General features: G+C 30.6%; 22 protein-coding genes. 4 read left to right on the top strand and 18 right to left on the bottom strand.

The genetic code is table 11. The features are described 5' to 3' along the window. Positions 1-5: 5 nt before the first annotated feature. The 16 genes from ACVC08_RS02305 to ACVC08_RS02230 form a co-directional block, all read right to left on the bottom strand. Positions 6-2336: a GH92 family glycosyl hydrolase gene (locus ACVC08_RS02305; protein ID WP_452600852.1), complete on the bottom strand. Its 2331-nt coding sequence runs from the start codon at positions 2334-2336 to the stop codon at positions 6-8. A gap of 378 nt (positions 2337-2714) precedes the next feature. After that, positions 2715-4745 (bottom strand): DUF349 domain-containing protein, encoded by a 2031-nt coding sequence (locus ACVC08_RS02300; RefSeq protein WP_452600851.1) that lies wholly within the window; start codon positions 4743-4745, stop codon positions 2715-2717. Between the two features lie 134 nt (positions 4746-4879). Then, positions 4880-5617, bottom strand: coding sequence for a shikimate dehydrogenase family protein (locus ACVC08_RS02295; protein WP_452596784.1), 738 nt, complete (start codon positions 5615-5617; stop codon positions 4880-4882). Beyond that, positions 5610-6629 carry a DUF368 domain-containing protein gene (locus tag ACVC08_RS02290; protein WP_452600850.1) on the bottom strand — a complete coding sequence of 340 codons (1020 nt, stop codon included), beginning with the start codon at positions 6627-6629 and terminating at the stop codon, positions 5610-5612. The genes ACVC08_RS02295 and ACVC08_RS02290 overlap by 8 nt, the downstream gene beginning before the upstream one ends. Beyond that, positions 6629-7636 (bottom strand): DUF368 domain-containing protein, encoded by a 1008-nt coding sequence (locus ACVC08_RS02285; RefSeq protein ID WP_452600849.1) that lies wholly within the window; start codon positions 7634-7636, stop codon positions 6629-6631. The genes ACVC08_RS02290 and ACVC08_RS02285 overlap by 1 nt, the downstream gene beginning before the upstream one ends. 174 nt (positions 7637-7810) lie before the next feature. Beyond that, positions 7811-9193: a tetratricopeptide repeat protein gene (locus ACVC08_RS02280; protein ID WP_452600848.1), complete on the bottom strand. Its 1383-nt coding sequence runs from the start codon at positions 9191-9193 to the stop codon at positions 7811-7813. Positions 9194-9388: 195 nt separating this feature from the next. Further along, positions 9389-10573 (bottom strand): aspartate aminotransferase family protein, encoded by a 1185-nt coding sequence (locus ACVC08_RS02275; protein ID WP_452600847.1) that lies wholly within the window; start codon positions 10571-10573, stop codon positions 9389-9391. Further along, entirely contained in the window at positions 10574-12445 is a 1872-nt protein-coding gene (locus tag ACVC08_RS02270; protein WP_452600846.1) for an OstA-like protein, read from the bottom strand. It lies immediately after the preceding gene. Between the two features lie 133 nt (positions 12446-12578). Continuing rightward, positions 12579-13073 (bottom strand): hypothetical protein, encoded by a 495-nt coding sequence (locus ACVC08_RS02265; RefSeq protein ID WP_452600845.1) that lies wholly within the window; start codon positions 13071-13073, stop codon positions 12579-12581. 139 nt (positions 13074-13212) lie between these two features. Beyond that, positions 13213-13740: a hypothetical protein gene (locus ACVC08_RS02260; protein ID WP_452600844.1), complete on the bottom strand. Its 528-nt coding sequence runs from the start codon at positions 13738-13740 to the stop codon at positions 13213-13215. Positions 13741-13931: 191 nt separating this feature from the next. Beyond that, entirely contained in the window at positions 13932-14456 is a 525-nt protein-coding gene (locus ACVC08_RS02255; RefSeq protein ID WP_452600843.1) for a hypothetical protein, read from the bottom strand. A 76-nt stretch (positions 14457-14532) separates the two neighbouring features. Continuing rightward, entirely contained in the window at positions 14533-16020 is a 1488-nt protein-coding gene (locus ACVC08_RS02250; RefSeq protein WP_452600842.1) for a hypothetical protein, read from the bottom strand. An 81-nt stretch (positions 16021-16101) separates the two neighbouring features. Continuing rightward, a complete protein-coding gene (locus ACVC08_RS02245) occupies positions 16102-16764 on the bottom strand; it encodes a helix-turn-helix domain-containing protein (RefSeq protein ID WP_452600841.1) in 663 nt (220 codons plus the stop codon). A gap of 581 nt (positions 16765-17345) precedes the next feature. Further along, positions 17346-18617, bottom strand: coding sequence for an adenylosuccinate synthase (locus ACVC08_RS02240; protein WP_452596777.1), 1272 nt, complete (start codon positions 18615-18617; stop codon positions 17346-17348). A 5-nt stretch (positions 18618-18622) separates the two neighbouring features. Then, a complete protein-coding gene (locus ACVC08_RS02235; protein WP_452596776.1) occupies positions 18623-19084 on the bottom strand; it encodes a Fur family transcriptional regulator in 462 nt (153 codons plus the stop codon). A gap of 92 nt (positions 19085-19176) precedes the next feature. Then, positions 19177-21387 (bottom strand): RelA/SpoT family protein, encoded by a 2211-nt coding sequence (locus ACVC08_RS02230; protein WP_452596775.1) that lies wholly within the window; start codon positions 21385-21387, stop codon positions 19177-19179. Positions 21388-21585: 198 nt separating this feature from the next. Here ACVC08_RS02230 and ACVC08_RS02225 point away from each other — a divergent pair, with 198 nt between their 5' ends. Both ACVC08_RS02225 and ACVC08_RS02220 read left to right on the top strand, forming a co-directional pair. Next, positions 21586-21822: a hypothetical protein gene (locus ACVC08_RS02225; RefSeq protein ID WP_452600840.1), complete on the top strand. Its 237-nt coding sequence runs from the start codon at positions 21586-21588 to the stop codon at positions 21820-21822. After that, complete coding sequence (locus ACVC08_RS02220; RefSeq protein ID WP_452600839.1) at positions 21806-22336, top strand: hypothetical protein; 531 nt, start codon at positions 21806-21808, stop codon at positions 22334-22336. The genes ACVC08_RS02225 and ACVC08_RS02220 overlap by 17 nt, the downstream gene beginning before the upstream one ends. Before the next feature lie 341 nt (positions 22337-22677). Here the strand turns inward: ACVC08_RS02220 and ACVC08_RS02215 are convergent, their stop codons facing one another. Both ACVC08_RS02215 and ACVC08_RS02210 read right to left on the bottom strand, forming a co-directional pair. After that, positions 22678-23661 carry a hypothetical protein gene (locus tag ACVC08_RS02215; protein WP_452600838.1) on the bottom strand — a complete coding sequence of 328 codons (984 nt, stop codon included), beginning with the start codon at positions 23659-23661 and terminating at the stop codon, positions 22678-22680. A gap of 206 nt (positions 23662-23867) precedes the next feature. After that, entirely contained in the window at positions 23868-24203 is a 336-nt protein-coding gene (locus ACVC08_RS02210) for a DUF6249 domain-containing protein (RefSeq protein WP_452598855.1), read from the bottom strand. A 139-nt stretch (positions 24204-24342) separates the two neighbouring features. Here ACVC08_RS02210 and ACVC08_RS02205 point away from each other — a divergent pair, with 139 nt between their 5' ends. After that, positions 24343-24933 (top strand): RNA polymerase sigma factor, encoded by a 591-nt coding sequence (locus ACVC08_RS02205; RefSeq protein ID WP_452600873.1) that lies wholly within the window; start codon positions 24343-24345, stop codon positions 24931-24933. Then, positions 24914-25333, top strand: coding sequence for a hypothetical protein (locus tag ACVC08_RS02200; protein ID WP_452600837.1), 420 nt, complete (start codon positions 24914-24916; stop codon positions 25331-25333). The genes ACVC08_RS02205 and ACVC08_RS02200 overlap by 20 nt, the downstream gene beginning before the upstream one ends. Positions 25334-25386: the final 53 nt, after the last annotated feature.

Here is a 25386-nt window from a genome sequence, read left to right as displayed (position 1 = left end):
AGTAACTATTGTGTTATGTTAGGTAGATTACTCATCTCGAAAACTAGTGTTCCTCCATTTATAATGTCTTTATGAGATATTGTGTTGTTTTCTAACACTTTACCGTTTATAGATACTTTAGTTACATAGACATTTTCTTTACTTTGGTTATTGGCTTTTATCGTTAACGTTTTTCCATTTTGTAAATGTATTGTAGCTTCTTTTACTAACGGGCTACCTAAAGCATAATTAGGAGATCCCGGCGTTACGGGGTAAAACCCAAGGCTGCTAAAAATATACCAAGCACTCATTTGTCCTGCATCATCATTACCACATAATCCCTCTACACTAGAATCGTACATTGTATCCATTATCATTCGTACACGTTCTTGAGTTTTTTCTGGATGACCTGTCCAGTTGTAAAGGTATGGTATGTGATGCCCAGGTTCATTACCATGTACGTAGTTTCCAATAATACCATCTCTGGTAATATCTTCATGTTTTTCAATATATTTATCCTCTATTTTCATGGTAAATAATGAATCTAAATGCTGAGAAAAATGTTCTTTCCCTTTCATCATTTCTATCATGTTTTCTATGTTTTGAGGAACATATAATCCATAATTCCATGCATTACCTTCTATAAAACCTTGTCCATGGGTATCCATTGGGTCAAAGTTATCTCTAAATGAACCATTAGCTAATTTTGGACGCATATAGCCAATAGTTGGGTCGTAAACATTTTTATAGTATGTTGCTCTTTTTGCAAATTCCTCTTCTGTTTTTGTTTCTCCAATTTGTTTTGCAATTTGCGAAATACACCAATCATTATAAGCATATTCTAAGGTTTTAGAAACCGAAGAATGACTTTTGTCTTCTGGAACATATTTATAATTTATATAATCTCCTAAACCGTCAAAGTATTTTACATTAGCTGTGTTTACAGAGGCTTTTAATGCTCGGTTATAATTAAAATCACCTACGTTTTTTGCCATTGCATCTGCTATTACAGATGTTGCATGATAGCCAATCATGCACCAATTTTCATTTGCATAATGGCTCCATATTGGTAGCATATTATGTACACTTTCATCATGGTGGGCTAACATAGATTTTATCATGTCATTATTGCGCTCTGGTTGGGTAATATTAAATAAAGGGTGAAGTGCTCTGTAAGTGTCCCAAAGCGAAAAAATGGTATAGTTTGTAAATCCTTCTGAGGTATGTATGTTTTGGTCTAACCCTCTGTATTGTCCATCGACATCTTCATATAAAATAGGGGATAAGTTAGTATGGTACAAGGCAGAGTAAAATGTTTTTTTATTGTCTTCAGTTAGCGTTGTTACTTCAATTTTAGAAAGCTCTTTATTCCATTTCTCTTTTGTGGCTTCATGGGTTTTATTAAAGTCCCAATGTGGTATTTCTGCTTTTAAGTTTTTTAGGGCTCCTGCCGTACTTACAGGAGATAAGGCAAACTTAATCTTAATTTTTTCACCTTCAGTAGTATTAAAATTAAAATATGCACGAATGTCTTTTCCTGCTATTTCTGGGAAGTTTTCTTCTTGATTAAAACGTCTGTAAAAACCATCATACTTAACGGTATCATATTTTTTATGTCCGTAGCTTTTAAATGGTTTAGAAAATTGCATCGCAAAAAATACTTTTTTTGTTTTAGCCCAACCTTTGGTTTGTCTGTAGCCAGTTACTAATGAGTCGTTTTCTACACGAATAAAAGTCCATACATTTTTATTATCATGATGGTAAACATTATAAACCATATCTAAAATAATATGTGCATTGTTAGACTTTGGGAAAGTGTATTGATGGAATCCAACACGCTCACTAGCTGTAAGTTCTGCCTTAATATTATAACTATCTAAGTCTACTTGATAATAACCTGGAGACGCAGTTTCCTTTTTATGCGAAAATGTAGAATAAAATCCCTTTTCGCCTGTTATTGTTTTTAAAGGCTCTAGTGTTAGCTTTCCTGTTGTAGGCATAACTAGAAAATCTCCTAAGTCTGAATGTCCAGTACCACTAAAATTTGTATGTGCAAAACCAATAATAGTAGAGTCTCTATATTGGTAACCAGCACAATATTCGTAAGTTTCTGAGTTGTATTTCCCATCTTCATCAAACATCACTTCAAAATTTGTTTGTGGGCTTAATTGTACCATCCCAAATGGTGCAGTTGCTCCTGGGAATACATGTCCCATTTTACTTGTTCCAATAAAAGGATTTACATATTGTGTGTAATCTTGTTTTGTTTCTTCAAGATTATTTGTAGTTGTTTGTTCTTTGGGTTTACAGGCATTTAAAAGCAATAAAACGAATGCTAAAGTTAAGGACAGTCTCATGTATGTTTTTTAATTAATTAGATTAATTTTAAAAATATAACAAACATGCTTAGAAAAGAAGTAAGATTTTATTTTTCCATTAATTGCAATTTTTAATTGAAAATACTTGAAATAATGTATAAATCTTTGTGTATATTATATAAAATGTTTGGTTTTTAGGTGTTTAAGTGAATAATTATAGTTTGTGTATTCTTTCTAATATTAAAAAAAACTACTTAAAAAGTGAGTTTGTAGTATATATTTTAAACTGGGAGGTATTAGTTTGTTTAAGTTTATATTTTGTATATGTTATAAAAAACTTAATTATAACTAAAAAAATCCCTCTTATACAAGAAGGATTTTTTTATACACTAATACAAATTATTTTTTTTAATTAGCCTAAGCTTCTGGTTCTGAATTTTCAGTAGCAGGTTTAGGTTGTTTATATAGTTCTTTAATTTTCTTTAGTTTATTATTCCAAATCACTAAAGATTCTTTGTGTTTCTTTATGTTATCGTGAACACTTTTTACTAAAGGATTTTTATCATCTGCATGTTTAAAGAATAATAGGTTATTCTCTAATTGGTTTATTTCTCCTTTAATTTCATCTACTTTCTTTTTAATAAACGAACGTTCGTTGTCTAGTACTCTAGAGTCGCTTGCAGTGGAGAGGTCTTGAAGTTTGTTTTCAAACTTAATCATTTCTACTTCGTTCTTATTCATGTCTAATGTTTTGAATAAGCCGTCTAAAGCTGTATTGAAATCGCCTTCAATTTTACGTTTTTTTCCTGGTACACGCCCAATAGCTTTCCATTTAGAGATGTAGTCTTTTATTGTGGCTAAATCTGCTTTTTGTTCGCCAGCCAGTTTTACAGCTTTAACTTCTGCTAAAAGGGCTTCTTTTTCTGTGTACGCTTTTTCTTCTTCTTCACTAGCAGCATTGCGTTTTGCATGAATACGATCGAAATAAGCATTACATGCTGTTTTAAATTGTTTCCATATTTTGTCGCTATCTTTTCTAGGCACATGACCAATACGTTTCCAATCGCCTTGAATTTTCTTCATTAAAGGCGTTGTCGCTTCAAAGTCTTCATTGTCTTTATTGTCTTCAGCTATTTTTATTAAAGCTAATTTCTTTTCAAGGTTAGCAAATTGGTCTTTCTTTAAATCTTTATAAAAAGCATTTTTCTTTTTATTAAAGTTTCTTACAGCATCTTTAAATTTAGCCCAAGTGGCTTCATTAACTTTAATAGGTACTTTACCTGCTTTAAAGAATTCTTCTCTAAGTGCTTCAATCGTTTTTATAGCATTTTGCCACCCACTATGAGACTTAATAGATTCATTAGATTTCTCTTCAATCTTAGCAATAATACCATGTTTAACTTCTAGGTTTTTTTCGTATAGTTTGTCTAGGTTAGCAAAATAGTCTTGCCTTTTATCGTTAATAACTTTGGTTGCTGCTTTAAAGCGCTCCCAAATAACTTCTCTGTGTTCTTTAGATACAGGTCCTAAGTCTTCTTTCCAAAGCTTGTGTAATACTTGTAACTCTCTAAAGGATCTATTAATGTTATCGTCTTGAGCTAATTCTTCTGCACGCTCTATAATTTTTGTTTTTTTATCAAGGTTATGTGCAAAATCTTTATCTCTAAGGTCTCTATCTAAATGTAATAAATCATAAAATTTTTCAACATTAAAGTGATAACTATTCCATGCATTATTATACTTGTCTCGTGGTATAGGACCAGCATTTTTCCAGCGTTCTTGAATGTCTTTAAATTGCTTATATTTTGTATTCATAGACTCATCATTAGCCGTTAATGCTTTTATGTCTTCTATGATTTGTAGTCTAGTTTCTAAATTATCTTTAAGATTTTTTTCTATGCCTTTGTAGTGTGCATTTAGTTTAGAACGGTATTCTTTAAAAGTGTCATTAAAACTGCGTTTTAATGGATTACTGTAATGAAAATCGATTACATTTCCACCTTGCGATAAAAACTCTTCTTTTTTCTCTTCTAGTAATGCGTTGAATTTAGTGTTAAACTCATTTTTTATACCATCAACATGAGATTTAATGGCTTGTACTTTTTCGTTTTTTACTAATTTTTCTAGCTCGATAACTAATTCATCTAAAGACATTGAGTGGTAATCTTTCTCTTCTATAGTATGTCTTTCGCTATTTCCTTCGTCTTCTGCATCTTCTGCATTTGCATCGTCAATTTCATTAATGACTGCATCATCTATGCTTGCAGAGGTTTCAACTTCTAAAGACTTTTCTGTTTCGGTAGATGTGTCTTCTGCGTTGGTAGTTGTTTCATTAGTAGGGTTTTGCGATGTTTCTTGATCGTTTGAAACGGTATCTTTAGATATGTTTTCTATCTCGTTAACTTCGTTTTTTCCATCTGCATTTTGCAGGTTATCTTGCTCTGACATTTTATTAAATGTTTAAGGTTTTTTCAAAAAATTAGACGTTAAAGATAGTAAAAGTTCATTATTTATAACGATATACATGATTTTAAATAAATAATGAAAGAAGAAGTAATCATTTTTATTTAATTATTACTAATCTATTTATTCCAAATGCGCCATGATTTTTCGGCTTGTAATTCTAACATTTTATACCCATTAATAGCTGTTGCGCCAAGTTGTTTTCCTAAACTCAAAAAAATAGTTTCTTCTGGGTTATATATTAAATCGAACAGAATATGTTTATCTGTAATTCCTTCATATGGAATGTTAGGGCAAGCATCTACGTCTGGATGCGTGCCTAATGGTGTACAGTTAATTAGTATTGTATGTTTTGTAATGTTTTTTATAGAAAGTGTATTGTAGGTGTATTTTGATTGTTTTGAAGCTGTTCTAGAGACAAAACTATATTTTATGTTTAGTTGCTTTAAAGCGTAAGCTACTGCTTTACTGGCTCCTCCTGTGCCTAAGATTAAAGCTTTTTTATGGTGTTTTTTTAAATGCGGTTGTAATGTTTTTTTAAAGCCATAATAGTCTGTATTGTAACCTATAAATTTCCCTTTTTTACTAACTTTAATAGTGTTTACAGCACCTATTTTTTTTGCAGTTTTATTAAGTTTATCTAAATAAGGTATAATTGTTTCTTTATATGGAATGGTAACATTACATCCTGATAGATTTGGGGTTTGCCTTGTTTGTATATCGAAAAGAGATATAACCTCTAAATCAAAATTTACATAGGTGGCATCGGTTATCTTTTCATTTTTAAACTTCTCTTTAAAATATTCTCTTGAAAAAGAATAATCTATATTTCTTCCTATTAAACCAAATTTACGCATTGTGTTTTTTCATCTTTTTACCGTAGAGTTCTAGACCTAATACAATGGCTATTCCTAATATAATATATAGTATTGCCAAACCTGTTTCTGTATTTAATTCGGGAATAAAACGTTTATAATTCTCTATAATCTGTTTGCCTGTAGAGTCTAATATATATTGTCCGTTATCTTGTGTTTTATATATAGTTTCTTTCCATGGCCATACAACTCCTAAAGAGCCAATAATAAAACCTATAATGGAGGTCATGGTTATACTTTTATAATGTTTTAAAATATAGTTTAAAACATGCGAAAAACTAACGAGTCCTACTACAGAGCCTAAGGTAAATGAAGCAAGTACTTTTAGCATTCTTATACGTTCTGCATTTTCTGTAAAACTAAAATTACCACCGAAAACTTCGTATACAGTATCGTATAAAGCATTTACAGAGTCTACTAATAGTAGAACATAGTTACCTAGTAAAATTAAAATGAAAGAGCCAGAAAAGCCTGGTAGCGTCATACCAGAGACACTAATGATTCCGCAGAAGAAAACAAACCATAAGTTGTCATTTCCCATTGCTGGATCTAAAAAACTGATACTTAAACCTAGTACTGCCCCGATACATAATGCTGAAATGGTTGTAAGTCTCCAATCTTTAAAGTCTTTACTCATGTAGTAAATGGAGCCTATTATCATTCCGAAAAATACACTCCAAACATATAATTGGTAGTGCTGAATGAGGTAGTCTAAAATTTTAGAAACACTAAAATAACTAATTATCATCCCTAGAAATAATAAGCTTAAAAAGGAGCCATTTATGTATTTATAAAAGGCTTTAAAGCGTCCATTAAATAATAAACGAAAAGCAGTACCATTTACATGTTTTAAAGAATAAATAAATTCTTCATAAAAACCAGCTACAAAAGCTACGACACCTCCAGAAACCCCAGGAACTTTATTTGCCGCTCCCATGGCCAGCCCTTTAAAGACTAAAAAAAGTTTATCTGTTACTGTTCTAGTGTTTCGCATTATTTTGTTTTGCTTCCTATTTTTTCTAGTATGAAAATAGTTAAAAATCCTGTGATCATTAATATAATAGCAAATGTTAGTTGATGCTCTGTAGTGTTTAATTTAGAATAAGTAAATGGAGAAATACTTTGTTCCATTACTGTTTTATAGGATTCAAAGTTGTTGGTGTTTTTTTGAAATACTGATAGTGTTCCTAAATTTGAAACATTAGAGAATGGTACAATAGCTCCTGTGGCATCATCCATTACAGATAGGGTTTCTTTCCATGGCCAAACTTTATTTAAAGATCCTAAAATAAACCCAGTAAGTATTGCTAATGTTGTATTACGATAGTTTTTAAATAACCATTTTAAGGCATGGCTAAAACTTAATAAACCAACTAATGCTCCTACTGCAAATATGGCTATTTTTTTTATATCGAAATTATGAAAGGCATCACTTAATGTTTTATAAGCTCCTAGTATTACTAATATAAATGATCCTGATATACCTGGTAATATCATGGCACAAATGGCTAAAGCTCCTGCAAAAAACAGATAATAAGGATTGGTATTTGCGGCTAATGATGGCAGACTTGTAATGTAAAAAGCAATACCAGCACCTATAATTAATGCTATTACAGTTAATAAATTCCATTTGGTAATTTGTTTTCCAATGAAATAGATGCTTACAACTATTAATCCAAAAAAGAAAGACCAAATTAATACTGGATGATATTCTATTAAGTATTTTGCTAGGCGCATGAATGATACAAAACTGATAATAATACCAGATAATAATGCTAAAAGGAAATTACCATTTATTTGTGCCCAAAATGCTTTTATTCCTTGCTGTCGAAGTGTTTTAAATAAGGATAAATTTACGTTACTTATTGTTGTTATTAGTTCTTCGTAAATACCCGATATAAAAGCTATCGTTCCTCCAGAAACACCCGGAACTGCATCTGCAGCACCCATTGCTACACCTTTTAATGCAATAATAAAATAATCTAATAAACGTCTTTGCATATTTTTAAAAAAAACTCTCGATTAGTTATGTTTCAAAGGTATGCAAATTTAGTTATACCCTTAGTTTTGTTTAAGGTTAAATTTTTGTTTAAGAAGGCCTGTTTTTTTTGAATAAAAAAAGCAAACTATTTATATTGAGTATTATTGTAAACTTAAAAACTAAATAATATATATTTAGTTTTTAAGTAATTTTTTTACTGTAGTGGAGTGGTATACTTCTGGAAAAAGTTCTTCTAAAATAATAATATGATCTGGATTAAAACGCATCGCGTTTTTAAGGTGATATGTTGCTTTTTCTGTTTCTAATAAAGTAAAATATAATCCTGCCAAACGAAATTCTATTTCGGCATTTTCTGGGTAGAATTCTGCTGCTTGTATTAGATTAAATGTGGCTGCTTCTGGTTCTCCTAATTCATTTAAAAGGTCTCCGCGAATTAACCAAGTGTCTAGTTCGTAATTACCTAATTCTATAGCGCGTTTATGTCCACGTTCTGCTTCTTCAAGAAAGTTTAATTTATGGTTTATTTGTGCATATAGCTTCCAATAGATAACATTTTCACTATCTATATTTATGGCTTTGTTAATGTAATAGAGTGCTTTTTGATAGTTCTTTTTTCTACTATAAAATTTAGTAATAGCAATCCAACCTTTATCTAATAAAGGGTCTTCATGTACTGTTCTATAATAATATTGAACGGCTAAATCTTCTTGACCTAATTTTTCATGACAGTTTCCTATTCTTAATAAGGCAAAAGAGGTTGGGTCTTCTAGTTTTAATGTAATGCTATAGTTTTCTATAGCTTCGTTGTAACGTTTTAGTTTTTCTAACACTTTTCCTTTTTCAAGGTACGCCCCAACAAAAGTATCGTCTGAAATGATAGCAAAATCGAAAGCATTTAATGCTTTCGAGTAGAGTTCTAATTCAAAATATTGTCTTCCTAATTGGTGCCAAGCTACTTCGCAGTATGGGTTCTTGTCTAGATAAGTATTTAAATAGGTTATTGCCTCCGTTTTTTGATCAAGAAAATCGAAACAATATATAACGTTGTATAAAGCAGAATAGTCTTCGAGGTCTTCCTCAAGACATTTCATAAAATAACTTTTAGCATTTTCAAATTGATCTAGAAATAAATACTCCATACCAATTAAAGAGTATAAATCGGCATTGTCGTCTGCTAATTGTAATGCGTATTTAAGAACTTCAATTGCTTTTTCGTGATCGTCTTCTTTAGATAGAATATTTGCTTTCTGTATATATACTTCTTCGTTTGTAGGCTCTAAATCATGTAGCTCGTCTAAGAGTACGTTAGCTTCTTTTAGTTTGTTTTCAAAAACAAATATTTCAACTTTAAAAAGTTTTAATGTTATAGAGGATGGGTGTTGTTCTAACCCTAGTTTTATAGCTTTTTTTGCAAGCGCTACTTTACCTTGATTAAGGTAATGATGTATTATGTTTTCAAATTCGTTCGAGTCAAAAAACAACACATTGTTTGTTTTTAACATCGATTCAAATTTTGTTAACGATAAGTTGTTATTTCTGTCTTGACTAAATTCCATAGGCACTTTTTCTAGGATTTAATTGTAATAGCACTATTAATCAATTAAACGTATAACTTCATAATAAATGTAACGTTCTCATTGCTTTTTTTAGTGTTGTTTTAGACAATGTTTTTAACAAAGTAATCAACAACTCTATGATTGAAAGCTTTTTTTAGATGTTTTTTACTTGATAATTAAAGTGTTACTTGAAGCTTATTTATGCTCAATTTTATTAAGAATAGCAATAATAATGCCACAGCCTTTAATGATGTCTTCGTTAGAAATAGTTAATGGAGGGGTGATGCGTATGGCTTTGGCTTCAAATAATAACCAAAAAAGGATTAATCCATGGTCTTGGGCTTCTAGTATAACTAGGTTGGCTACTTCTGCCGTGGGTGTTATGGCAGCTAACATTAATCCTTTTCCTCTAATTTCTGAAATTAGTGGGTGTTGTAGATGTTGCCTTATTAATTGTTCTTTCTCTAAGGCTTGTGACATTAAGTCACTTTCTGTCACTTCTTTTAGGGTTGCTAATGCTGCAGCTGCAATTACTGGGTTGCCTCCAAAGGTGGTTATATGACCTAATTTTGGGCTGTCTTGTAAGGTCTCCATAAGTTGTGTTGATGCAGTGAAGGCGCCTATAGGCATGCCTCCTCCAAGACCTTTTCCTGTTACTAGAATATCTGGTATGCAGTTGTAGTTTTCAAAACCAAATAGGGTACCAGTTCTTCCAATACCTGGTTGAATTTCGTCTAGTATTAAAAGTGCTCCTACGGTTTTGCAATGTGCTTTTAATTTTTTTAGGTAGTTATTTTTTGGTTCAATAAAGCCTGCACCTCCTTGTATGGTTTCTAAGATAACACAGGCAGTTTTTGTTGTAATGTGTTTAAAATGTGGCTCGTAATTAAAGGTAATATGGCTTACGTCTGGCAATAAGGGTCTAAATGGTGCTTTGCGTTCTTCATAATCCATTAAACTTAACGATCCCATTGTATTGCCATGATAGGCATTATGTGCGGCTATTATTTGGCTTCTTCCTGTTGCACGACGTGCTAGTTTTATAGCACCTTCTATAGCTTCGGTTCCTGAGTTTACCAAATAGGTCTTTTCTAAAGGGGCAGGTAAATGTTTTGCTAACGTTTTACTAAGTTCTACGGCGGGTTGTTGTATGTATTCCCCGTAAACCATAACATGTAAATACTTGTCTAGCTGTGCTTTTATAGCTGAAACTACTTTTGGGTGTCTGTGCCCTAAACTACAAGCTGAAACACCTGCAACAAAATCTAAATAGGCTTTATTATTAGTATCAAATATATAAGAACCCTCTGCATGCGAAATTTCTTTTGCTAGCGGATGTGGTGTTGTTTGCGCTTGGTATTTAAAGAAATCGTTAGTCATTTATTCTTTCGCTGAAATAATAGGCTTTTTATCTTTAGTTTTTGGTTTGGTTTTTGGTTTTGTGTCTGTTTTTAATAATGGTTTGTTCTTTAGTTTAGGGTTTACAAATTTTTCAGGAATTTGTCTTGATGCTTTTGCGGGTTTTACTTCTTTTGTATCTCCAACTCTTATTTTGGGTTTGCTTTCGGCATCTGCTTTTTCTACACGTTTTAATAGGTCTTCATCAAAAAACTCTTCTTCTGGAACAAAAGGGGCTAAGCCTTTTATGGTTGGTAAATTTAATGGTGGATCGTCGCTAAAAAGGTCTTCTACACTTTTTGGACGTTCTTCTGGTCTCCAATCGAATCCTTTTAATTTTCTAGCATTAACAGGGATGTCTTTTTCTGGATAAGTTTTGGCTCCAGGTTCAAAAAGCCTTTTGTATATTACAATATCTCCATTTTCAAAAAGCATTTCTATATTAGCAGATGTGGCTTTGTCAATACCTATTAGTTCGTCTTTTTCATTTCTTAAATAGAAAATGGACTCTGCATTTTTATAGATATTTACGTTACTTAATTGATTGTTTTTATCAAATAATCCAACGAGTCGTTTCCCTTTTATTTGACTGTAACCATCATCGCTTATAGTATCTTTACTTATTAAAAAGGCATTGTTAAAGACTATTAAAGAGTCTAGTTTCTCTGTCTCTGGGTTAGATTTTAAATGTATTGTGTCTCCAGTTATTTGGTTTTCTATACTCCAAAGTACTGGTTTTCTTGGTGGGGCAAAAGGGTCTTTAGGGGCTAGTTTAGCTAGGTTTATAAATTTGGTTAAGCCTGTTTGATGATTTACATGTACAGAATCTGCTTTACCGCTTAAATCCGATTTGTAAATTTTTGCATTTCTATAAGCTCTAGTAATTCTGTTGTTTTCTTTTCCTGTTACCATTAAAGTATCTGCATGCATGTAAATAGAATCTTTTTCTTGCACAGAAATGGCTAAAGCGCGTTTGGTTATAAAGGTTGAGTCTTTAGATTTGTAGACCTCGGCATAATGTCCTTTTATTATACTATTGTTTATTGTATCTGTAATTTTAATGTTGTTTGAAGCAGATGCAAAATCTCGTTTACGATCAAAATACATACTGTCTCCTTTAACTTCTCTATTATCGTAGTCAATTTTTGAGTTTTTAATAAAATAGCCTGTATCGTTATTGGTATCATAAAAACCACGTTCGCAATAAATGGTACTAGTTTCTCCAACAATTTTAGATGGGCCATACATGTAGGCGTGTCCTGTTTCTGAATAAAAATCTAATTGATTTGTTGTTAGTACATATTCTGGATTTACCAATTTAACGGTATTTAAAAAGCGGTATTTTTTCGCATTCATGTAATAACGGCCTACTGTACTTGTTATTGTACCAGAGGAGTCTCTAACCACTTGTCCAAAATCGTTATAATAGGCTTCTTGTTTTGCACGATCAAAATACAATTTTTCGGTAGTTAAGGTAGAGCTAGGTTCTGTTAATACGACTTCTCCTTTTACAAATGCTAGTTTTGTTTTACCACTGTATTCTGCATACTTAGCCACCAATTGTATAGTGTCTCCTTGTTTCATGATAACGTTACCGTAGGCTTCTACAAAGTTTTCTTTGCCATATAAAACTGCTTGATCGCACCACATGTCTATACCGTCATGAAATACGTGCACTTGCCCTGCATCGCTTCGTGTTAGTATGCTTGCTCCAGGGAATTTTGCTTCGTCTTTAGAACCAAAAGCTCCAGAGTCTTTTATTTCTATGTTTTTGCGTTGTTGTGCTTGTGCATTGTTTAGTATGGTAAATGCAAAAACAAAAACAATGGTATATAGGAATTTAATATGCTTCAAAATTTATAGTTTGAGCAAAAATAATGATTATAATGAGTTGACATTGTGTATTAAGATATTTTTAATCTAGGTTTATCTTAATTTTAACCTAAAAACAAGAACGTTAAATATGTTATTTAGTTTAGGGTTATAATTATAATTGAATAAAATATGCTGTATTGTCTTTTCCTAAAAGACTTAAAGATAGTATTTTGTTTTTTGTTTTGTTTAACAATATGTATGCTAGAATCTTTGTCTTTTTAGTGTTTAATATTACATAAACCCTATCTTTAATAGTTTCTATGTTATTAATTTTTACTGTACTTAAATTACTGTATTCTTCATACAAATATGCTCTGGGCGTTTTTATAGCTTTCAAGCGTATATTAGGATAGACCCAAACTCCATCTATACCTTTTCCTGCTCTAGTTTCTTTAATTAATTCAGCATAGCCTTGTTTTCGTTTTTTGTATGGTATTTTTGTATCTAGCTCTTTTGAAATATAGATGTATTTTTCTACAATAGTTTCTGGCTTAATTTGATTATTGAATAAGTCAATAGCGAATTGTTCTATCATTTCTTTTTCTGTTTCTTCTTTACAGGATAATGATAGAATTGTTATAATTATAAGTATTGAAATTTTTTTCATTTCATTTTTTTATTAATTACATGTGCTTTAAGGAGAAGGAGAACTACTAGTAGTTGCTATTTTTATATAAGTGTCTCTATTATTACATATCTATAACTATGGTTGTAAACCATATGTTGCTTTGTAGCTGTTACTTTATTTAAAATAAATTAAAAGTTAAAAAATAGTTATAGCCGCCTTGATCTAGTAATATCCAAGCTGCTAGTTTATTTGTTTCGTTTTCGAAAAGTAAACACTTTAAAGGTTCATTTGGGTTCCCCTTTTTAAAGTAAACAAAAACGTTTTCTTCAATGGCTTTTAGTTGATTTTTAAAAGGTTTATATATATCATGATTTGTGAAAAATCGAATTGGTTTTACATCAATATTGTTAATGCCTAGACTGTCAATTGGTTTTCTAAAAAAAGAAAATAAAGTATCAAACTTTTGAATTCTTTTTTCTTTTCTATTTTTTAATGTATCATTTAATACATAGTCAAAGTATATATATCTTTTTAATAATGTGTCTTTAGATATTTCATTTGTTTTTTTGTTATTAACATAATGAGCTAAAGCTTTTAGTTTTTCATATTTTTTTACTTCATGATCTTTCCAATTACTAAAATCTTGTTCTTGAGAATAACCATAAGAAGAAATTAAAACAAGGATTAAGAATGCTATGTGTTTCATTGTTTTATTTTTAAAGTTTTTATGTGAAGCATGAATGAAAGTTATTAAATGGATGAGTATTAAAATTCTATTTAAAAGTTCTACTCAATGTAGTGGTCTAACACACAAAAAATATGTGAGTGAAAAAACATACCATAATCTTTTATTATTCAATCTTAATGCGAATTTAGAAGAAAATAAACTCACATAGATTATGATTTAGTTTGTTGTTTTATGGACTTTTTTAAAGCAAAATGAATCCAGAGTGTGTTCATTTTATTTATAAAATATTCATTATGTTTTAAATTAGTAACAGAAATATAACTAGCTTCTTCTTTTCTACTCCATGATAATGCAGAAAAATTTTCGTAATTATAGTTTGATAAGTCTGTGTTACTTTTTGTAGAGTCCTTTAATTTAGGTAAGCTAGGGTTCATACGACCACCTGTTGGATAACCATATAGTTTTATTAATTCATTTGTTATTTTATCTTCTTGATTATAAACGATTTCAAAATGAATTCTATTTATTTTACCATCCAAAACTTCTATAGCTAGTTTTTTTACCTCTCTATTTAGAAAGAGTAAGTTTTTTCCTTTATATAAATAATTGAGTCTTGGGTATATTCCCATTTTTCCAGCTTCAATACTTGTGATTTTTTTGAAGAATGGACTATATTTATTAAACTCTTCTGTTAATAGTTTTTTATTGAGAATTAAGACACTATTGTTTGTCATTATATCAATTTGAGAATAACAAGTTATAAAATTTAAAGCTATAAAAAATTTAAAAAGATATTTCATAATTACATGTTTACAAGCAGTCTCCATAACCGAACCATGAAGTCTTGTAAGGACTTGGTGTTCCTGAAAAACCTAAAGGAGGTGTTAAGGTAACATTTCCTCCGTAATATTCAAATTCATCTTTTATATAATCTAAAAGAGTTTGTTCCATTGCTGTAGAAGTTGTGTTGCAGCCATTTTCTTGATACCAATTATCAAATGCTTCAAAACCTAATTGTAATAAAACAGCTGACTGTGTCTGAGTTACACCTGAAGATAAAGGGAATTGTGTGTTTACAGGTAGTTGGAAGTATAAGGGTTGAGTAAAGATCCCCCAATCAAACCCTGTACAGTTTATATTGAGTATTAAAAATAACTCATGAATATTAGAAACCGCTGCACATTGCCAAACTGTAGAGCCTACTTGAGAATAGTTAAAACTTTCGCAATCTGGGTTTATATTTTCAATTGTGAAATATTCCTCAAAAGAAGAGGTTTCTTGGTTTATTATGGAATTTATGGCATTAATGGTGAATTGTTTAGTGCTGTCACTGCAGCTATTTTCTTGCAAGAAAATATTAATCTGATTTACAATACCTTTTGGTTGAGCCTGTAACCAAGTAGCCATTTCTGGGGTAAACCCATTACTACCTGTTTCACTAATTGTATTTAAACAAGAAACTACTTGTTGCCATGGTTGTAAAACGATAGGGGCAGTAACGACTATGTGCGTTGGGTCTGCTCCTCCATTATCGGTTTGGTTATTAGTACTTGTTCCTGTATTGGTGCTATCTGTACCACTACCTGGAGAGCCATTATCCATGCTAATACCATCTAGACAATCCATATCGTAACTTGCGCCTATAATTGTTTGCGTAGAACCCGTACACATACCGCCATTTGCAAAAGGTTGAGGGCCATGTATGTAAGTGTCCCCGTTGTCGCAGGCACCATAACTGTAGTCGTAAACTAAACACTGCTCTGTAGTTGTTGCTTTATTTAATAAATTGCTTATTAAGTTTTCATCCTCTATATAAGTAATAGTAATCTTGTCTTTTAAGTTAACAGCACCTTCATTTAGTATTAATTGTTTTTCTTGTGCTGTTATATTGTATTTAGTTAAAGCTATTTTGTAAGTACCATTGTTTTGTAAGGAAAGCACTAAATTTTCAAGGTATTCTGTTTCTATAGGTCTTTGTATAGGAAAGGTATAAGAATGGTAGTTGGTTGCTGTGTTTTCTATATAAGTGGCTTGTTCTGTATTTATAGTAAAGCCATGCTCACTAGACATAACCTCTTTATTTTGTGTTTGTTTATTAACTGTTTTAGATATGGTTTCTAACTTATTTTTTACATTCGAGTTAGAGAATATTGCTGCTGTATTAATTTTAGAGACATTAAAAGTTTTTTTTATGTTATTACTGTTGTCTTCTACTGTAAGTTTATCCTCTTTTTCGCAATTAAAAAGAATAACTGTAAGCGTGAGAAGTAATAGTGTTTTTACAATATTTTGTTTCATTCTGTATTGTGTTTTTAATTATTGTTAATGAAACAATAGTACTAATAGTTATAAGTGTTGCAGTCCAGTATTTTTATAAAGTTAAAGATTTCGGACATCTTTTTTATACTGTGCTGGCGTTTTATTAGTGAATTTTTTAAATGCTGTATAAAAACTAGATTTAGAATTAAAACCAGATTCTAAGCCAATAGATACTATGGTGTAGTTATCGTAATCTTTATTCCCTAAAATCTGTTTTGCATTTTTAATTCTTAAATTATTTATATAATCGTTAAAACTCATATTTGAGTTTAGTTTTATTTGTTGCGAAATATAACTTTCATTTAAGTTTAAAGTATTAGATAGTTGTTCTAAACTTAGTTTTGGGTTTAAGTAAGCTTTATTGTTTATAATTTCGTTTTCTAATTTTTCAAAAGCTTTAGTTTTAGAACTTATTTCTTTTTTTTCTTCTTCCTTTTTAACAGTAGTGTTTTTTCTTTTTTCTCTAAGCTCTATTCTTTCTTGAAGTAGTTTAGATTTTGTAAGCCCAACGTAACCTATCCAATATACTAATACAGATATACCTAGCCACATAGGGTAAAAAAAGTAGGATTCATCTAAATTATAAATCATTACTATGATTATTGCTATTAACCAACAAATGCAGATAATGAGTCCTGTATAAATTAGTTTTTTGAGCCATATAGTTTCTTTCCTTACTCCTTTTATATTGTAAGAAGTATCTTTTTCATAGCTATTAATCATTTTAAAGGTAAGGAGAATGATTAATATATTGAATAATATTGAAAACAATTCAAGATAGATATATATACCTACTTTAAAATGTGAAGGAATTAAATACTTTGGATTAATAAAAAAACTATAAACTATTTGAATTAAATGAATTAATAATACCAATATGAAAGGAAGTATTAGTAAAATATATCTTTTAAGTTTAATTTTTGTAGTGTGTGTTAATTTGTAGACATATAAATAGAACATTGGTAAAATTAGCCAATGCCATGGTATAAAAATATATTTAAGAAAGGAATAGTACTTAGAAAAACCGACATCTATTAACCAATATTGAAAGTTACTCAAGGATAAAAATAATACAGTTAACCCAAGGAATAGAGTGCTTTTTTTTAATTTTTTATTTTGAGAAAAGACAATGAAACTAAAGATGACACCATGTAATACACCAGATATAATGAGGATATTAAATATGTTAAAATTAAGTTGATCTAAATTCATAAATAGCGATAGGGATATTTTGGTTGGTTCTAAGATATAAAAAAAACCTATCGGAAACTTCCAATAGGTTTTTTAAATTATGTTTTTAGAGTTTATCTAAATATAGTTTGTTTTCTGTCTGGTCCAACAGATACTATTGTGATAGGAATTTCTAATTCTTTTTCTAAAAAGGCAATATATTCATTTAGTGTTGCTGGTAATTGAGATGCTTCACTCATTTCGGTTAGGTCTTCTGCCCAACCTTTAAAGTCTGTATATATTGGTTGTACGTTTTCTGGCTCTATATTATATGGTAAATGTGAAATGGTCTCTCCTTTATAATTATAAGCTGTACATACTTTTAATGTTTTAAAACCAGATAATACATCGGCTTTCATCATCATTAACTGTGTTACACCATTAACTTGACAAGCATATTTAAGGGCTACTAAATCTAACCAACCGCAACGTCTAGGACGTCCTGTTGTTGCCCCAAATTCGTGCCCAACTTTTGCCATAGTTGCCCCATCCTCATCAAACAATTCTGTTGGGAATGGCCCAGAACCTACACGTGTTGTATAGGCTTTAAAAATACCAAAAACATCTCCAATTTTATTTGGAGCTACGCCTAAACCTGTACAAGCTCCAGCTGCCGTTGTATTACTCGACGTTACAAATGGGTAGGTTCCAAAATCGATATCTAATAGAGAGCCTTGCGCGCCTTCTGCTAGTATAGATTTTTCTGCTTTTTGTGCTTGGTATATGTATTCTTCAGAGTCTATAAATGTTAACGATTTTAAAACCTTAACCGCTTCGTAAAATTCTGTTTCTAATTCTTCTAGATTGTATTGTATGTCTACGTTATAGAAGGCAATCATGGCTTCGTGCTTATTTGCTAAAGCTCTGTATTTGTCTTTCCAATCATCTAATTCTAAATCTCCAACACGTAACCCGTTTCTACCTGTTTTGTCCATGTATGTTGGGCCAATACCTTTTAACGTAGAACCTATTTTAGCTTTCCCTTTAGAGGTTTCGCTCGCTGCATCTAGTAAACGGTGTGTTGGTAGAATAATGTGTGCTTTTCTAGATATTAAAAGCGACTTTCTGTAATCTACATCTTGTTCTTCTAATTTATCTAATTCCTTTTTAAATATTACAGGGTCTATTACGACGCCGTTACCAACTAAATTTGTTGCTTCGTCATGAAAAATCCCTGAAGGAATAGTATGTAATACGTGTTTTTTACCGTTAAATACTAAGGTGTGTCCTGCGTTTGGCCCACCTTGAAAACGCGCAATAATATTGTATTTGGAGGTTAATACATCGACAATTTTTCCTTTGCCTTCATCTCCCCATTGTAAACCTAGTAGTAAATCTACCGCCATTGTAGTTAGTTGTTTTTTGTTGTTGTTTTTCGGTTTCCGTAAAAGTAGAGCGAGTGTTTTGTGATTTCAATATCAAAAACCTCTTCTATTGTTTTCTTTATAGACTGTATTCTTGGGTCGCAAAATTCTATAACTTCGCCTGTGTCTCCAAGAATAATATGATCGTGTTGTTTATTAAAGTAAGATTTCTCGTAGTGTGCTTGGTTTTGACCAAATTGGTGTTTTCTAACCAAACCACAATCTAAGAGTAACTCTATGGTATTGTATAATGTAGCTCTACTAACGCGATATTTTTTGTTCTTCATATTTAAGTATAAAGACTCTATATCGAAATGTTCTTCGTTATTGTAAATTTCTTGTAGAATTGCGTAACGTTCTGGTGTTTTTCTATGGCTATTTTCCTCTAAAAAAGCAGTAAATACGTTTTTTACAATTTCTTGGTTTTTTGTTTCTATATCTGCACTCATAATCGTGGCAAATTTACATATTTTTTTTAGGTATGCTCTATTTATTTATTAGTTTCAGAACTGTATTATCATCAGGTTATTAACAACGGGGGTTACGCGCGGGTTACTTTGTCTATTCCGTTTATTTTTCGAAGGTTTTCCATAAGTTTTTTTAATAGGGCTCTGTTTTTTACAATAACGTTTATTTTTCCAGAGAATATACCATCATCACTTTGAAAACTAATACTATTCATGTTAACATGCATGTTAGATGAAATGACTTGTGTAATATCATTAACTAGACCTAAATTATCTATTCCAGAAAGTGCTATTTGTGCGGCAAATTCTTGTTGCGAAGAATCTATCCATTTGGCTTGCATAATGCGGTATGCATAATTAGATTGCATACTTAGTGCATTTGGGCAATTTTTTTTGTGCACTTTTATACCTTCATTTATGGTTAAAAAACCAAAAACGGCATCGCCTGGTATTGGGTTACAACAGGTTGCTAATTTATAGTCTAGTTTTTCTTCTTCTTTACCAAAAACAAGTAAATCGTATTTGTTTGTAATTTCGTCTTTGTCTAAATCTTCTTTAGAAATACTATTTTTACGATTAATTTTATTTTTAATAAAACTTACAAGGGCATTACTTCTAGATGCTGCGTACTCTTTTAGCATTGGATTACTAATAGTGCCAATACCTACACGATAAAATAAATCGAGACTTGTTTTTAATTTGAAATGGTTAACCATTTCATTAACAGATTTCTCGTTAAGTGTTATTTTTAACTGTTTTAGTTTACGGCGTAAAATTTCTTTACCATCTTCTGCTATTTCTTTCTTTTCTTCTCTAAGTAACGATTTTATTTTACTTCTAGCTCTAGAGGTTGTTGCATATTCTAACCAGTTTGGGTTTGGTTTTGCGTTTTCTGAAGTTAAAATATCTACTTGATCTCCGCTTTTAAGTTCATGACTTAATGGAACCAATTTACCGTTTACTTTGGCGCCTCTGGTTTTCATACCTACTTGTGTATGTATGCTAAAAGCAAAGTCTAAAGGTGTGGCGCCTTTTGGTAACGATTTTAAATCTCCTTTAGGTGTGAAAACAAATATTTCTTTAGAGTAAAGGTTTAGTTTAAATTGTTCTACAAAATCTACAGCGTTTGTTTCTGGGTTTTCTAGGGCTTCTTGTAAGCGATTAATCCAAACATCTAAATTATCTTCTTTATCATCGTTTTTATATTTGTAGTGTGCTGCGTAACCTTTTTCGGCAATTTCATTCATTCGCTCACTACGAATTTGTACTTCTACCCAACGTCCTTTAGGTCCCATTACAGTAATATGTAAGGCTTCGTAACCTGTAGATTTTGGAGACGAAATCCAATCACGTAGGCGAATTGGGTTAGGCCTAAAGTGGTCTGTAACTACAGAATAAATTTTCCAAGCTAAAAACTTTTCGTTTTCGGTATCTGTTTTATAGATTATTCTAACGGCAAATTTATCGTATACCTCATCAAAAGATACTCCTTGTTTTGCCATTTTTCGTTTTATTGAAAATATAGACTTTGGGCGCCCTTTAATTTCATAGGTTAAATTTTCTTTGTCTAATGAGGTTTTTATAACATTATTAAATTCTCGAATGTAAGCATCTTGCTCTTGCTTACTTTCTTGCATTTTGTTTAATATGTCGTTATATATTTCTGGCTCTGTATATTTTAAACTTAAATCTTCTAGTTCTGTTTTTATGTTATAGAGCCCAATTCTGTGTGCTAAAGGTGCATATATGTATAGGGTTTCGCTAGCAATTTTTACCTGTTTATCTGCACGCATGGAGTCCATAGTTTGCATATTATGGAGACGATCTGCGATTTTAATAATTATAACACGAACATCATCGTTTAATGTTAGTAACATTTTACGAAAATTCTCGGCTTGTAAAGAAACATCGGTATCTTTTTTTAAAGAGGATATTTTTGTTAATCCATCTACAATTCTAGCTACAGTTTCTCCAAAAAGACGTTCTATATCTTTTATGGAATAATCTTCGTTGTCTTCTACAACATCATGTAATAATGCCGCAGCAATAGAGGTGGCATCTAAACCTATTTCTGAAGCGACAATAGTAGCCACAGCAATAGGGTGGAAGATGTAGGCTTCTCCACTTTTTCTACGTTGTTCTTTGTGTGCATCTACAGCGACATCGAAAGCTTTACGAATTAACTTTTTATCTTCATCGGATAGCGTTGTATAGCTTACTTTTAAAAGTTTTTTGTAGGCTTTAGCAATAGCTGCATTTTCATTTTCAATTTCAACTTCGGTCATATATTAAAAATAGTGTAAAATTTTTAACTCACAAACAAGTCATGTGTTTTTATTTAAAAGAAATTCTTACAGTAATTCTTAGACAATAATAACTTATTAATTTTCAATGAATCTCCTTTTTTATAGATAATTTGTTTTGTTATAATATTTTTTTTGTAGTTTTATATATAGCTCCCCTAACTAACTTAATCTATCATTATGAAAAATAGAATTTCTTCTATTATGGCATTCTTATGCCTTTTAATTTGCGTAACTTCTTTTTCGCAAGTTGGTATTGGGACTACATCTCCAGATACATCTTCAGTATTAGACATTTCTTCTACCACTCAAGGATTATTAACTCCAAGAATGACAACTGCTCAAAGAACAGCAATAACAACACCAGCAATAGGTTTGTTGGTTTATGATACAGATGAAGATGCTTTTTATTACTAACAATAATGGTAGTTGGGGTAAACTTAGTGCTACATATAGTGGAAATGATTACACGGGTTGGGCACAATATTCTGATACACAATACACCTCCAGCTCTCCATTTGTTTTAACTCCCTATATTAAGACAACTTTACCAAATAATGCAGGTATAACGTTAGACCCTCAAAAACCAGTTGATGTAACAGCATTTTATAATTCTACTAACTCTACAATAACGGGAAGGAGTGGAGATGGTATAAATCTAGTTATAGAGTTTAAAGTTATTCCAACTAATAACAAGACAACTAAGGTGACAGTTGCAATTGATATTGGGGGAAGCATTGGGGAAATATTTACTAGAGACTTTATAACATCTAAAGGCGTTAATGTTGAGCATTTTTATTTAAGTTCTTTTAATGCTTATACATTAGGTACTTGGGAAGCAAACGGAGGAACAATTAAAATTGTATCTGATTTTGCAGCGAAAGTTTATGATATAAGATATGTAATAACTAGAACACATAAAGCAAGATAACTTAAAAACACTAAATATAATTATAAGAGTTAATATTTTGTTTCTACTATTTGTTTATGATATATTTTTATTTCCGGACTATTTAGATTTGATAATATTGGGCTTTAATAAATAGGCGAAAAGTCTTTAAATAATTATTATTTAATAGTTATATAGTAAGCAGTGGTAGTTGCAAAAACTGTACATTTTTCAAACTCTGTACTTCTATTTATCTATTTTTAACTTTTAAGATTATTATGGTGAATTCCAAGAGTGTTATTAACTATAAACTTTTGTTGAGAATACTACTTTTTCTGGTTGTGCTAAATTGTGAAGTTTTTTTAAAACAACATCTAATGTCATTAGTCTTCTTTTTTATAAACCTCCATTTTTATACCTATTCCGTAGTTGTTTAACCCAGAGAGTAGTAAGTTGGATTTTTTTATGTTTTTCTTATCATATAAAACCCATTTATTGCCATTTAAAAATATACGTTTTACATAGGTGCGTTTAGCAGGGATTTTATCTGTAAAAGGTAATAGGGGTCTAAACGTTGTAGATACTTTTACAATCCCCCTTTTAGTTTTTATTTCTTGATATTTTTTATTTGGAATAAGTTTTCCTTTCTTATCTGTATAACCTAAAACTTGTAATGATATAAATGCGCCAGATTTAGGGATAAAAATATCGTATTTGCTAACATCTAGATCATAAATTTTCTCGTTTGCTTCGGTTGCAATAAAGACAACTTTATCGTAGGTTAATACTTCTCCAGGTTTACCATTATTGTTTTCGTAAAAATTAACTCTAAATAATGTTGAAAAAGGTTTCTTTTTAGATTTAGCTTGTTTTCTTTTATGCCATGTTTTGGCTTCTACTTTTATGGGAAGATAAACTCTTGTTATCCGTTTTGTTTTTTTATCCTCATTAGGAAAAAATACAGCAATTTCAGATTCTATAGTTGGGAGCCAACATTTATAATAATCTTCATGTGTTGTTGGTTTAATTTTTTCAATCTTAAATTTTCCTTTTGGCTTTGCTTTTACAATAATCTCCTGAAGTTTGTCTGCTTCTGGTTCTAAAAAAATAGTTTTAGCTAAGTTTGTGGTTGCTACTTTCAAGTCTTTATATCCTAACGAGGAAATAAATAAGGTATCTATATCACTATATAATTTTTTAGTGAATAGAAATTTACCATCATCATCTGCAAAAATACCATTACCGTTTCCAAATGAAATTGTAGCATAGGACACTGGTGTTTTTGTTTCAGAATCAAGAATACTTGTTTGTGCAGTACCAAATAGTGTAGATAGAACTATTAAACAAGTTATTATATTTTTTAACATAAGCCTTTTATTTATTTGAAGCATTTTATAGAGTATAACGTATAAGTTATATAAAATAGTCTCTTTAGTTGTTTTAATAATAAGAGTGATTAAATATATATATTATACTTGTAAAATTATAATTTAATAAAAAAGCAGTAATACTTAGTGTATTACTGCTTTTAAAACTTAGTGTTTATAGAGGTGTTAAGAAAATAATTAGTTGATTAGTCTAATTTTTTTGTTAATGTAAAGCCAGTAAATAACCCAACACCTGCCATTAAGAAAATGGTTCCAGGGAAAGCAACTTCTTCCTCTACACCTAAATTGTAATGTAAAATAGAAGCAATAAAAATACCAATACCAATACCCATTAATAATAAAGATAGGTTTAAAATAAGAACCTTCCATATTGGAGCTGCATGTGCTTTCCCTTTTATAAAAATGCTGGCATCTGCTCCTTTTTCAATAAGTGCCATGCGTTCTTTGTTTCTTGTAGAAAAATATAAATAAGCGATTCCAAAGATCGTCCCAAAGATTACTGTTAATACTACTACTTCCATAATTGTTTGTTTTTAATTGATTATTTTTAATGTGTTCTTAGCTTAAGACGATGGCTTTTTAATTATGGTTACAACTTTTTCAAAATATTTTTTTAACTCATATGTAACCGAAACTGTAAAAGTGTCGTCAAAAGCACAAATGACCATCAAAAACGATCAATATTATATAACTAAAGTATTAGAAGGCGATACCAGTGCTTTTAGCATTCTGGTAGAGCGTTATAAAGATTTAATATATACGTTAGCTTTAAGAATGATTAAAAATAGGGAAGAAGCAGAAGAGGTCTCTCAAGATACATTTATAAAAGTATATAAGTCGCTTTCCAAATTTAAAGGAGATTCTAAGTTTTCAACATGGATATATAAGGTTACTTACAATACTTGTTTAGATCGATTAAAAAAATTAAAAAGAACACAAAATACGGTTGCAATTAATGAGTTTACAGAGCATGAAGTAAAAACATTAGATAGCGCATTAGCTACTTTAGAAATAAAAGAACGTAAAGAGGCTATACAGAAGTGTATAAATATGTTACCGAGTAATGATAGTTTTTTATTAACCTTGTATTATTTTGAAGAACAGTCTTTAGATGAGATCGCTAAGATTGTTAACTTAAAGCCTAATAATGTTAAGATAAAATTATACAGGAGTCGAAAAAAACTTGCGTCTGTATTAAGAGCGCATTTAGAACCAGAAATAATAGAGCATTATGAAAGAACAGGAAAATAAAGCGATTGATGCATTAGTGGATAAAATGATGAAAGCGGTCGATTTAAAATCACCATCTTTAGATTTTACATTACATATAATGTCTCAAGTTGAGGAATTATCTTCATCTCAAGTGACGCGCTATAAACCATTAATATCTAAATGGGTGTGGGGTATAATAGCTATAATAGTTATCTCCGTTTTAGGACTCTCTCTTAATGAGAATACTATTAATAATGAAACGATGTCTTGGTATAGTACTATAGACTTTAGTTTGTTATATAATAACTCGATATCTCAATTTTTTAATGGGATTACTATACCAAAAACATTATTGTATTCTGTTGTTTTATTTGGAGCAATGTTGGCTATTCAAATTCCTTTACTTAAATATTATTTTAATAAACGTCTAAAAGTTTAGTAATAACTATTAATATATAGAAAAAGGAGGCTAATTACAGCCTCCTTTTTGGG

Source organism: Pontimicrobium sp. MEBiC06410, from assembly GCF_053601615.1.
The sequence above is the reverse complement of the archived record's forward strand: the minus strand, read 5'-3'. Positions and strand labels throughout refer to the sequence as shown.